The organism is Lysinibacillus sp. YS11, from assembly GCF_002896375.1.
Classification (GTDB): domain Bacteria; phylum Bacillota; class Bacilli; order Bacillales_A; family Planococcaceae; genus Lysinibacillus; species Lysinibacillus capsici.
The window spans coordinates 1301684-1312945 of record NZ_CP026007.1 but is presented as its reverse complement, the minus strand read 5'-3'; the positions used below and the strand labels follow the sequence as shown (position 1 = coordinate 1312945).

At 38.0% G+C, this 11262-nt stretch carries 12 protein-coding genes and 1 riboswitch; of the genes, 5 read left to right on the top strand and 7 right to left on the bottom strand.

The window, feature by feature from the left end; genetic code table 11:
* Positions 1 to 732, bottom strand: a complete 732-nt coding sequence (locus LBYS11_RS06170; protein ID WP_048391249.1) for a GTP cyclohydrolase II — start codon at positions 730 to 732, stop codon at positions 1 to 3.
* A gap of 269 nt (positions 733 to 1001) precedes the next feature.
* Between LBYS11_RS06170 and LBYS11_RS06165 the strand changes: the two genes are divergently transcribed.
* The 4 genes from LBYS11_RS06165 (at position 1002) to LBYS11_RS23485 (ending at position 4811) form a co-directional block, all read left to right on the top strand.
* On the top strand, positions 1002 to 1637 hold the full coding sequence (locus LBYS11_RS06165; protein ID WP_103117656.1) for a GntR family transcriptional regulator: 636 nt from the start codon (positions 1002 to 1004) through the stop codon (positions 1635 to 1637).
* 158 nt (positions 1638 to 1795) lie between these two features.
* A complete protein-coding gene (locus LBYS11_RS06160; protein WP_048391251.1) occupies positions 1796 to 2995 on the top strand; it encodes a quaternary amine ABC transporter ATP-binding protein in 1200 nt (399 codons plus the stop codon).
* Positions 2988 to 3842: an ABC transporter permease gene (locus LBYS11_RS23490; RefSeq protein ID WP_048391252.1), complete on the top strand. Its 855-nt coding sequence runs from the start codon at positions 2988 to 2990 to the stop codon at positions 3840 to 3842. Before LBYS11_RS06160 ends, LBYS11_RS23490 begins: the two co-directional genes overlap by 8 nt.
* 84 nt (positions 3843 to 3926) lie before the next feature.
* A complete protein-coding gene (locus tag LBYS11_RS23485) occupies positions 3927 to 4811 on the top strand; it encodes a glycine betaine ABC transporter substrate-binding protein (RefSeq protein WP_048391254.1) in 885 nt (294 codons plus the stop codon).
* Between the two features lie 42 nt (positions 4812 to 4853).
* Here LBYS11_RS23485 and LBYS11_RS06145 read toward each other — a convergent pair whose 3' ends face one another.
* From LBYS11_RS06145 to LBYS11_RS06135, 3 genes are all read right to left on the bottom strand, one after another.
* Positions 4854 to 5168 carry a DMT family transporter gene (locus LBYS11_RS06145; protein WP_103117655.1) on the bottom strand — a complete coding sequence of 105 codons (315 nt, stop codon included), beginning with the start codon at positions 5166 to 5168 and terminating at the stop codon, positions 4854 to 4856.
* Positions 5168 to 5509, bottom strand: a complete 342-nt coding sequence (locus tag LBYS11_RS06140) for a DMT family transporter (protein ID WP_004232293.1) — start codon at positions 5507 to 5509, stop codon at positions 5168 to 5170. Before LBYS11_RS06140 ends, LBYS11_RS06145 begins: the two co-directional genes overlap by 1 nt.
* A gap of 125 nt (positions 5510 to 5634) precedes the next feature.
* Positions 5635 to 5731, bottom strand: a riboswitch (guanidine-I (ykkC/yxkD leader).
* A gap of 30 nt (positions 5732 to 5761) precedes the next feature.
* Entirely contained in the window at positions 5762 to 6904 is a 1143-nt protein-coding gene (locus tag LBYS11_RS06135) for a PstS family phosphate ABC transporter substrate-binding protein (RefSeq protein WP_103117654.1), read from the bottom strand.
* Positions 6905 to 7139: 235 nt separating this feature from the next.
* On the opposite strand from LBYS11_RS06135, the gene LBYS11_RS06130 reads away from it, so the two are divergent.
* Positions 7140 to 7613, top strand: coding sequence for a YbaK/EbsC family protein (locus tag LBYS11_RS06130; RefSeq protein WP_103117653.1), 474 nt, complete (start codon positions 7140 to 7142; stop codon positions 7611 to 7613).
* Positions 7614 to 8103: 490 nt separating this feature from the next.
* Here the strand turns inward: LBYS11_RS06130 and LBYS11_RS06125 are convergent, their stop codons facing one another.
* The 3 genes from LBYS11_RS06125 to LBYS11_RS06115 form a co-directional block, all read right to left on the bottom strand.
* On the bottom strand, positions 8104 to 9357 hold the full coding sequence (locus LBYS11_RS06125; RefSeq protein WP_103117652.1) for a glutathionylspermidine synthase family protein: 1254 nt from the start codon (positions 9355 to 9357) through the stop codon (positions 8104 to 8106).
* A 23-nt stretch (positions 9358 to 9380) separates the two neighbouring features.
* The gene (locus LBYS11_RS06120) at positions 9381 to 10037 is read right to left on the bottom strand and encodes a hypothetical protein (RefSeq protein WP_103117651.1); all 657 of its coding nucleotides are present in this window, start codon (positions 10035 to 10037) and stop codon (positions 9381 to 9383) included.
* Between the two features lie 136 nt (positions 10038 to 10173).
* Positions 10174 to 11223 (bottom strand): DUF418 domain-containing protein, encoded by a 1050-nt coding sequence (locus LBYS11_RS06115; RefSeq protein ID WP_048391264.1) that lies wholly within the window; start codon positions 11221 to 11223, stop codon positions 10174 to 10176.
* Positions 11224 to 11262: the final 39 nt, after the last annotated feature.

Below are 11262 nucleotides of genomic sequence, written 5' to 3'. Positions count from 1 at the left end.
CTATTGCTTTTCACGTATATGTCCAGATTTTTCAACTTTCGTTTCTAAATAAAAACGATTCGTCTCTGTCAAACCGCCCCATAAAGGAACATGCCCTTCCGCAGCCATGCCACGAGCCTGTAATGCAGCCAATTTCTTCGGATTATTTGTAATAAGTGTTACTGGTTTGGTACGCAGTGTAGCTAATACCGCAAGTGCTTCGTCATAAGAACGTGTATCATCTGGGAAGCCAAGTGCATGGTTTGCTTCAACTGTATCGAGCCCTTCCTCTTGCAATAAATAAGCAAGAGATTTAGAGAATAGTCCAATACCACGACCTTCATGATCAGCTAAATAAAATATAGCACCACAGCCATGCTCAACTATCATTTTCATAGACTCATGCAACTGGTATCCACAATCACAACGCTGGCTGCCAAATATGTCGCCTGTGTGACAAATACTATGCATTCGGATTAAAGCATCTTCTGAATGGGTAAAATCACCATATACAAGCACAGAGGATTGTTGTAAAAATGCTAAATTAGCAGCGGCTAATCCATCAATGATTTCTTCTTTAGTTAAATTCGCATCAATTTTAAGCCAGTTATACCATTGAAAAGTTGCAGAAAAATCGCCTTGTTTTACAGGTAATTTCACTGGTCCAACTAGGCAAATATTCTCTGTATTTGTATGCTTTACTAACGTCATTTTATCTTTTACTAAGTCCATCACTTTAGTTGTAATTGTCATATTAATCTCCAACCTTCTATAGAAACAGTTGGCTAAATTCACCAACTGAGCACATGTATTTTCACATCACTTACATAACGTAACTTAGTTTATAATAATAACTAAAAAGTGTCAATCGACAGCTATTACTCTTTAATTATAATTATTAGGGATGATAATTTTATTATTACTTTTTCATCATATACTACTAGCTTATGGAGATGCTATTTTTTCTGTGCAGGCTAGTCTATAATAAGCTGTGGTACTGTAATGACGAAAGGAAGTTTAACATGAACTTAGAAAAAAATGTTCAACTAAAGCAACCAAAATATCAACAAATAGCCATTGATCTTGCCTCCAAGATTGTTGAAAGAAAATACAGCATTGGCGATAAAATATATGCAAGATCCTCTCTTGCCAGTCAATATAATGTTTCTGCTGAGACTGCAAGAAGAGCTATTGCCGTTTTGCAAGACTTAGAAATTGTTGAAGCTTCAAAAGGTAGTGGCGTAATTATAAAATCGTATGAAAAAGCGGCTCAATTCGTCAGACAGTTTCATGATGTACAATCGATTCATGAAATACAAAATGAGCTTTTGACAAGTATTCAAAAGCAACATCATGAATTGATTAATTTACAAGACAAGGCAAAGCAACTAATTAGCCGCACCGAGCATTACCGGTCAGTCAATCCGTTCATCCCCTATCAATTAGAAATGACAGCTGATAGTCCATGCATTCATCAAACTGTACAAGCTTTAAATTTTTGGCAAAATACTTCTAGTACTATCGTTGGTATTCGACGTGGCAATGAATTATTACTATCCCCTGGTCCTTATGTCTCATTTGAAGAAGGGGACATTATTTATTTTGTTGGAAATGATGAAAGTTTCGCTAGAGTTCAAGGCTTTTTATACCCAAATTAAAATCCGTTTAAGCGCTGATATAACAGCGTTTAAGCGGATTTTTTCTTATTTGTCGATTTGACAAAAGTAACAACCCTTTGCTACAGTAAGGTTGTTACTTGTTTATTTTTGGGTATCATTATCCTCACATAGTAATAATCTACGAAAGGAGTGCTTCTATGGAAAAAATTAAAATAGAACACGTATCGAAAGTGTTTGGCAAACATATTCCCCAAGCACTAGAACTCGTTAAGCAACAAAAAAGTAAGACTGATATCTTAAAAGAAACAGGTGCAACTGTTGGAGTATACGATGCAAGCTTTACTGTCAACGAAGGAGAAATCTTTGTTATTATGGGATTGTCAGGAAGTGGCAAATCCACGCTTATACGGCTTTTAAACCGCCTAATTGAACCAACGAGCGGAAATATATATATCGATGGAGAAAATATTTCTACCATGGGAAAAGAAAGTCTACGGTCTGTACGAAGAAACAAAATGAGCATGGTTTTCCAAAACTTCGGTTTATTCCCCCATCGTACATTACTTCAAAATACCGAATATGGCCTTGAAATTCGAGGTATTTCAAAAGAAGAACGGCAAGCAAAAGCTGAACAGGCTTTAGAAAATGCTGGATTACTCGCTTATAAAGACCAGTATCCAAATCAGTTATCAGGTGGTATGCAGCAGCGTGTTGGTTTAGCACGAGCCCTTGCTAATGATCCTGAAATATTACTAATGGATGAAGCATTTTCAGCACTTGATCCATTGATTCGCAAGGAAATGCAAGATGAGCTACTCGATCTACAACAAACATTGAAAAAAACAATTTTATTTATCACACATGATTTAAATGAAGCATTACGCATTGGGGATCGCATTGCCATTATGAAGGATGGCTCTATCATTCAGATTGGTACGGGTGAAGAAATATTAACCAACCCAGCAAATGATTATGTCAAAACATTCGTGGAAGATGTGGATCGTTCTAAAGTATTGACAGCTGAAAATGTCATGGTACGACCAGTTTATGTCAATACAGACCTAGATGGCCCTAAAGTGGCACTAAAGCGTATGCGTCAAGAGGCTGTAAGTTTATTAATGGCTGTTGATAAAAATAGACATTTAAAAGGCTATATCACTGCAGACGATGCACTAGCTGCAGCGAAGAAACAAGAGCAAACCGTCCATTCTATTGTGCAATCAGAAGTATTAACTGTTCCACCAGATATGCTACTACAGGATATTTTAGGGATGATTTATAATTCTCCTACTCCTATTGCCGTTGTGAAAGATGGTCGCTTGCTTGGTGTACTAATTAGGGGCGTTGTCATCCAAGCACTGTCAACTAGCGATGAGGAGGCCGAATCACATGAATAACTTTTTAGATAATATTCCAACATTACCACTAGCTCCGTGGGTAGAATCAGCTATGGACTGGTTGACGAGTAATTTTTCAGCGTTCTTTAACTCTATTCAGCAATTCGGAAAACTACTCATGAATCAGGTCACTGATTTATTAATTAGTATCCCAGCCATTATTCTTATACTTCTTGTCGTGATATTTGCCTTCTTCGTTTCAGGCAAAAAGTTAGGGCTTGCTGCATTCTCATTAATTGGCTTGTTGTTTATCTATAACCAAGGATTATGGACTCATCTTATGGAAACAACCACGCTTGTGATCTTTTCCAGTATTATATCCATCATCATCGGTATTCCACTAGGTATCTTAATGTCAAAATCAACGGTAGCTGAAAACATTATTAAACCAATACTAGATTTCATGCAAACAATGCCTGGCTTTGTCTATTTAATTCCAGCCGTTGCCTTTTTTGGTATTGGTATTGTACCTGGTGTCTTTGCATCCGTTATCTTTGCTTTACCCCCAACTGTACGTATGACAAACCTCGGTATTCGTCAAGTACCAAAAGAATTAGTGGAAGCTGCAGACTCCTATGGTAGTACAGCTAGCCAAAAATTATTTAAAGTAGAAATCCCCCTTGCTAAATCAACCATTATGGCAGGGATTAACCAAACCGTTATGCTGTCACTTTCTATGGTAGTTATTGCCTCTATGATTGGGGCTCCTGGTCTAGGACGTGAAGTATTAACAGCCCTTCAACGTACTCAAGTTGGGAATGGCTTCGTTGCAGGATTAGGCTTAGTTATTTTCGCGATCATTATTGACCGTTTAACACAAAGCCTCAATAAAAAGAAAGCATTATAGAAATGTCATCTTTCTTGCTACCATCCATCCTCCGGTGGATGTCGGCAGTTTGGATACAAAATGATGAAGAGAAAGGGAGATTCGATGAAACTGAAAACACTATCAAAGTTAGGAATGGCTCTAGGTCTAGGCTTCATGCTTGCTGCATGTAGTGGAGGCGACTCAGGCTCAAGTTCTGGAAAAAACAGTGATTCTAAGGAGGTAAACCTAGCCTATGTTGAGTGGGATACGGAAATTGCCTCAACGAATGTTGTTGGGCAGGTACTCGAAGATTTAGGTTATGATGTAACATTAACTCCTCTGGATAATGCGATCATGTGGGAGGCTGTCTCGAAAGGAGAGGCTGATGGAATGGTTGCTGCTTGGCTACCACATACACATGCTTCACAATATGAAAAATATAAAGCTGATTTAGATGAGCTAGGTGAAAACCTTGCTGGTGCAAAAATTGGTTTAGTTGTACCAAGCTATATGGATGTCAATTCTATTGAAGATTTATCTAATGAAGCAGATCATACAATCACTGGTATTGAGCCAGGTGCGGGCATTACTGCTGCTACAGAAAAAGCATTAGAAGAATATGATAATTTAGCAGATTGGAACTTTATTACTTCTTCTTCTGGTGCGATGACAACTGCATTATCAAAAGCACTGAAAGATAAGGAAGAGATAATTGTCACAGGCTGGTCACCACACTGGAAATTTGCGAAATATGATCTTAAATACTTAGAAGATCCAAAGGGTGTATATGGTGGAGAAGAAACGATTAATACATTCGTACGTAAAGGCTTAAAAGAAGATTTACCAGATGTATATTCAGTACTCGATAACTTCCACTGGACAGCAGAAGATTTAGAAAGTGTTATGTTAGAAGTAATGGATGGTAAAGATCCAAAAGATGCTGCGAAAGAATGGGTTGATGCTAATCCAGATAAAGTGGCTGAATGGACAAAAGACGTAAAAAAATAATATAAAAACAGGCACTCCTGCATAAGAGGAGTGCCTGATTAATTATGATAGCAATTTCAACATGATTGCTGCTCCTAATACAAGGATAATACAAACGATGCGTCGCCAGTCCTTAGATTCATTAAAAAACAGCATACCTAGCAGCGCTCCTCCAGCTGCACCAATCCCTGTCCAGATCGCATAGGCAGTACCCATTGGTAATGTTTCCATCGCATAGGCAAGGCCTGCAAAACTTAAGGTGAATGCACCAATCAACAGTCCTAAATTTTTCATACTCTTTGTCTTATTATATTTACTAATCATATATACGCCCAACATTTCACATAACCCTGCAACAACTAATGCCATCCATGCCATTATTCGCTCACCTCTTGTTCCTTAGGCTCTCCTGTTACTAGCTTTAAGCCTACAACTCCTGCAAGTAACACAACAATACATATGATTTTTGCTAATTTCCACGGCTCTCCAAATAGCAAGCTATCCGCACATACAGTACCAGCTGTTCCTAATCCGACAAAGATTGCATAAACGGTCCCAACTGGTAGATGCTCACCTGCTTTAATGAGCAAATAAAAACTAATAAAAATGGCAATTGCTGTACCAATCCATTCTAGTACACTTGTTGCATGCTTTAACCCAATGACCCAGCCAACTTCAAAGCAAGCCGCTATAATGACGCTGATCCATTGTTTATTCATCATAAATCCCTCCATTTTATAAGACACGGCCGAATAATTGGATAATCCAACTACTTTTTCAGCATTCGCCAAATGACTTGATTTTAGCCAAACAAAAAAGCCTGAAGAAACTGTCTTTAAACAGTATCTCCCAGGCTTTTATCCTTCCGTGTCACAAAATCAATTTGTGGTTTTCTCTCGGACCAGACTAGCAAGCGCTACGGAACCCTAGAAAACTTTTATTCGATTATTACTCTTAGTATAGCAAACTATTCAATGATTTTCCACTGGTACATAGCCAACCTTTTCTACCATTGCCTGCCCTTCCTCAGAAAGTATCCAATCAATCAGTTTCTGTACATTTTGATTTTCCGTTCCTGCTGTGATGGCATAAAATTCAGACACTAAAGGATATGTACCATTTTGAATATTCTCTTTTGTTGGTGCTACTCCGTCAATGGATAGTAATTTGATCTTTTTGTTACCAACCATCTCTGTAGAATAATATCTAAACGTAAAGCCCAAGGCATTTTTATAATTTCGATATTGCGACACTTCACGAATGATTCCACCCATTCCTGATGCAACATCTTCAGTGGGTGCCTCCATGATTGGCGTATTGCCCATCAGCTTTTCTAATGTCGTTTGGCTTCCACTATCTGCTGGGCGTTGGAAAGCACGAATGGCCTCATCCTCCCCACCCACTTCACGCCAATTAGTTATTTCTCCAGCATATATTTTTTTGACCTGCTCAAGTGTTAAATTATCGATTTTATTTTTACGATGCACAAAAAAGACAAATGCCTCTCTACCAATTGGCGTCATATCAAATGTAAGTCCTTCCTTTTCTGCCTGCCATTCTTGTGAGATGGACGGGGCTGCCACAAAGATTAAATCAACATCTCCAGCTATTAAATTTTGATAGGCCTCTGGTGTACGACTTACTTGAACTCTACTATTATATGGAGGATATTCCCCTTTGGGATACGTAGCCTCCACAAAAGCCGCATATAAAGGGTACATGGCTGTTGCACCATCTAGTCGTGGTAATGACTCTGTCAATTGTAAGGAAGCTTTATTTTTCACTTTTTCATTGCCAGGGACAAATGGCTGATAGACTGTTACATCAATTTCCGCATCAACAGTGGGAATACTCATTTTATAATAATGTTGAATCGGTTTAATGGCTGCAATCAACAGGGCGATTCCCATGACACCAAATAGCAAGCCCCTTCGTTTTTTTGTGTTGGTCCATTTAAACATACTGCAAACAATCCAGACAAATAAACAAACAGGTATAGTAAAGACCAAATTAATTAAATGCAGCCCACCACTTAATGTGATCATGAATGCAACCATTAATGTCACAACGGATAAACCAATTAGTATCGATACTATTTGTATAAACTTAAGCATACAAAGACCTCCCTAGTGTAATTTTACACTCCTTACACCAATGGTACCCGAAAGATAAAGCATTCACAACTATATATTCTGAAAATTATGGTAAAATTAATTTTGTCTGGATTTAATGAATGCTTTTTGTATGAAGGTGGTATATCAACTATAGAAAAGGGATCTTTTCGAAAATCTCAAAAAATCTCGACAACCTATGCTAGGGCATAATTGATACAAGTAGGAGGGTGTACATATGGCAATTGAAAAAGTACGTCGCCATTTAGCACAATGGCATGTAGAACACAAAATACAAGAATTAGAAGAAAGCTCCGCAACAGTTGAGTTAGCAGCACAGGCGCTTGGCTGTGAGCCAGAGCGCATAGCAAAATCTTTATCTTTTCTTGTAAATGATGGACCGATCTTAATTGTGGCTGCTGGTGACGCAAAAATCGATAATGCAAAATATAAATCCGTATTTGGTACGAAGGCAAAGATGTTATCCAAAGATGATGTGGAGACGATGATCGGCCATGATGTCGGAGGTGTATGCCCTTTTGGTGTGAATGAGGGCGTAGCCATTTATTTAGATGAATCTTTAAAACGTTTTACTACAGTATTTCCAGCGTGCGGTAGTAGTAATTCAGCCATTGAGGTAACCATTTCAGAACTTGAAACATATGCTCCCTATAAAGAATGGATTGATGTCTGTAAAGGCTGGAATGAATAAGGACCAAACGATTGGCGATACTTTTAAAAGTCTCGCCAATTCATGTTGTTGAAAAAAGATAATATCGCTAGGAGAAATAATACCTTTTGGCAAGGTAAGGGTTGATTTCCGTTCCGCCAGCGTCCTTTCCAATCAACCATTCTGCAAAGTGTCTTTACTTTTTTAATAGTAGCATAGTAATAAAATCGCCCATTATCTGTATTCATAGAGGGGATAAGCTCTTATTTTCAATGTGGAGAAGTGATGAGTGACAAGAAGTGAACACCTTCACTTTATTTGAAAACCTTTGCTAAAAAGATAACACTTTTGTAGGTTGGAGTGGAAGGCTACTTGACTCCCGTGGGATAGCGAGTCAGGCGAAACCCTGCACGGAGCGAAGGAAGCGGTTCGACGCTCGCCCACAGGAAAGCAAGTAGCCTGCAACGGCAATCCATTTTCACCTTCTAAAAAAATTTTATGGGTGGTTTTGTTTTTCAGCACTATAGATTTGCTATTCCTTGTAACCAACGGCTAACCAATGTGAATCCCATTCTGTAATTTGATTGCCTACCCGACAGCTTAAACCACATGCACGATTATCAGCAACAAATGAGCCAATTAGCCACTTCTTAGCACGATATCCTTCTTTTAACTGCACTTTTCTGCTAGGCATCTCCACATACTGTTGGTAAATAAACAAATTATCATCATAGTGTTTGGATGTGGAAGCATTTACTCTCCGCCCACTTCCTGCGTAAATTTCTACTGTATTTCCCTCACGAGAATAAACAGGCTTCTTGACATAGGGTACATCATCGCGAATAAATGGTTCTGCTGTAAGGTATGTAGGAAGCATATATTGCAAAATAGCTGCTCGTTCCTCGGAAGTAAAGAGCAATGGATCATTTCTCCGCTCCCATATTAACCATAATAAGATTTTCGATTGTAATACATAGGCAGCAGGTGGATTAATAATTGCTAGCTGTCGTTTTTTGACAAGCTCTAAAAGATGCAAGCCAATGCGATCACCATCTGCTGCCACATCATCTATTAAAAACTCTACAGGGTGTGCGGGTCTAAATAAAATATCAATTTTCTCCATTGTAGGTGTATAAAGACCTTGTGCTACCTCGGACGTGTCATTAGAAAAGATAATAAGCTTTTGTATGGGCACATACTCAATGTCAAAAGGAATACAAGACTTGATAAACTGTACCTGGCAATACTCTTCGTAGTCCTCTTTCGCTGTTTTTCCTGTGATGACAATCTTCGGCTTTTTGACATTATGTAAATATTGAATGGCAGCAAAAAGAGCGCCCGACAATGCTTTTTGTAAGGCTGTTACATCATTGGGATTTTTATAGCCAAAATGCTGACATAGTGCGTCATTCATCTTGAAGGTTTCTTGTACAAGAAAAGGGGTTTCTCCATTTAACTCTAAACATTTAATGTAGCCCTCCTCTGTACAAATAAAATCAAATCGTGCCAGAATTGATTGCTGCTGTAAATAATCTAATTGAATATATGGGATCATTTCTGGTCGAATACCTAAGGCTAAGAGCTGATCGACCGATAAATGTTTAAATTGTTTCCCGACTTTTAAAAAGATGCGCCAAAGCATTTGTGTTGCATAATGAAGTTGATCAATTTGTTGCTTTGGCAATTCTAAAACATCATATAATGCGTACTCTAAATCCTCAAAGTCAGGAAAGAAGTCAGGGAATTTTGAGTAAAATGCTTGTCGTTGCTGTGTGTGATTCATCATGTTCTTCACTCCCTATCCTAACCTTACGAGGAGGACGAGCCGCCACGAGATGCCCCACCTGAACCAAAGCCCGATTTTCCTGTGCTTGAGGAAGAGCTATTGGAGTAGGAATTGGAACTCTTAGATGAACTATCCGTCGAATAGGAGCGTTGTCCACTCGAATAAGAATTTGATCCACTTGAAGTTGAGCTACCTGAAGTTGAACTAGCCTTATTTTGCGTACTGTTTGTTATACCATTTGTTTGTTTACTTTCATCCTTAGCGCTTGATGACGATCGTGGCACTGCTGAGCCGCCACCATTGTTTTGCTCATTCCGATCTGTACCATTTTTTAAATTGCGACTTTTATATATCGCACTTCCTATCATGGCTCCAGCCGTTGCATACATCAAACCATTAAAGAAATGCTGGGCATAGTAAGGTGAATTTTCATCGATACATTCAAAGGAACCATCATCACCTTCTTGCCATTCATCACAGGCATCAGCCATTTCACTATTGTAAACACTTTCTATTTCATCACTTGTATTTGCTTGATTTTGATCTTCAGTGATCTGATTAGAAGTAGTTAAAGGGTATTCTTCTGCTGTTTGAGTTTCACTATTTCCACATGCTGCAAGCTGCACAGCCATCAAAGATGCCGTTGTCACAGCCATATATTTTTTTATTTGCTTAGCCATATTATAAACGCTCCTTTATTTCTGGTACCTAGTTTACGATTATCTCCTATTTTAGGTTTCATTTTTTACAAAAACATACAATTTATTTTAGCAGAAAAAATCCCAAACAGTAGGATTGTTTGGGATTTACAGTATTTTACGATTGTTTGGACACGACTTTTTTTCCATAAGTCATATATCGCCATAATTTTTCAAATGGTCCTATTGTAAAGAACTTAAACCAAATCACGCTAAAAATTATTTGAATGATAAACGTAATACTCGCTATCACTACAATATCTGATGGTGAAACTACTTCTAGCCCCATTAATGAAATGATGGCTGTTCCAATAAAGCTTTGCGCTAAATAATTTGTAAAGGCCATTTGCCCCACACGTCCAATTGGCTGAAGTAGCTTCGCTATTGTTTTATGTTCTAATAGAATAAACAAACAACTTAGATAAAAATAGGTTGTTGGAACAACCCCTAAGCCAATGATAGATTGAAGCTGTTGGTCATCTGCTTGTGAGGCAAACCAAATCCATAATGAGAATCCAATAAAGAACGGGAAAGTACTATAAAGCAACCATTTTATTTTTTGACTATGCGCTCCAATGTGCCCAATCCAATCAGCTTTTGCTACTAAAAATCCACTTAAAAACATAATAAAGATGGCTACGGCATCATTGCCTAAAAAGCCAAATATAGCTGACGAAACTGCATTAGACGGCACATACATTTGTCCTAATAATGCCAGAATATGCAGTGTGATAATCGTAAACAACCATTTAGAAATGGTTGAAACCTTCGCAGAGTAAAATGGTAACAATAAAAAACCAATCACTGCGTAAATGGCTAGGATAGAGCCCCAAAAAATAAAAATATGAATAATACCTATAACCAATAGAGCCAATAAGCGTCTTGCAAAGCGCATTCTCGGTCTATCTCCCCGCGCTTCTGCACGTGTAGCAAAAATATAAAAACCAACCCCAAATAGGAATGAAAAGATAGAGAAAAATTTCTTTTCTATAAAAATATTAATAAGTGAATCAATAACCCCATTGATTCCACTCATATCAGGCATTGGTGCACCCTCCATCAAGAGCTGATAGGCACCTACATTAATAAATAAAATACCAAATAACGCTAATCCTCGTATAATATCTAAGGCAATGATTCGTTCTTTTTGTGTAACGGATGGATTCATGTTGAAAAACTCCTTATCTTTTATGCTATAGCTAGCATA

What these genes read in the sequence shown, in the direction of transcription:
- LBYS11_RS06170 (WP_048391249.1), bottom strand. Translation starts at nt 732, where the DNA reads ATGACAATTACAACTAAAGTGATGGACTTAGTAAAAGATAAAATGACG.
- LBYS11_RS06165 (WP_103117656.1), top strand. Translation starts at nt 1,002, where the DNA reads ATGAACTTAGAAAAAAATGTTCAACTAAAGCAACCAAAATATCAACAA.
- LBYS11_RS06160 (WP_048391251.1), top strand. Translation starts at nt 1,796, where the DNA reads ATGGAAAAAATTAAAATAGAACACGTATCGAAAGTGTTTGGCAAACAT.
- LBYS11_RS23490 (WP_048391252.1), top strand. Translation starts at nt 2,988, where the DNA reads ATGAATAACTTTTTAGATAATATTCCAACATTACCACTAGCTCCGTGG.
- LBYS11_RS23485 (WP_048391254.1), top strand. Translation starts at nt 3,927, where the DNA reads ATGAAACTGAAAACACTATCAAAGTTAGGAATGGCTCTAGGTCTAGGC.
- LBYS11_RS06145 (WP_103117655.1), bottom strand. Translation starts at nt 5,168, where the DNA reads ATGGCATGGATGGCATTAGTTGTTGCAGGGTTATGTGAAATGTTGGGC.
- LBYS11_RS06140 (WP_004232293.1), bottom strand. Translation starts at nt 5,509, where the DNA reads ATGAATAAACAATGGATCAGCGTCATTATAGCGGCTTGCTTTGAAGTT.
- LBYS11_RS06135 (WP_103117654.1), bottom strand. Translation starts at nt 6,904, where the DNA reads ATGCTTAAGTTTATACAAATAGTATCGATACTAATTGGTTTATCCGTT.
- LBYS11_RS06130 (WP_103117653.1), top strand. Translation starts at nt 7,140, where the DNA reads ATGGCAATTGAAAAAGTACGTCGCCATTTAGCACAATGGCATGTAGAA.
- LBYS11_RS06125 (WP_103117652.1), bottom strand. Translation starts at nt 9,357, where the DNA reads ATGATGAATCACACACAGCAACGACAAGCATTTTACTCAAAATTCCCT.
- LBYS11_RS06120 (WP_103117651.1), bottom strand. Translation starts at nt 10,037, where the DNA reads ATGGCTAAGCAAATAAAAAAATATATGGCTGTGACAACGGCATCTTTG.
- LBYS11_RS06115 (WP_048391264.1), bottom strand. Translation starts at nt 11,223, where the DNA reads ATGAATCCATCCGTTACACAAAAAGAACGAATCATTGCCTTAGATATT.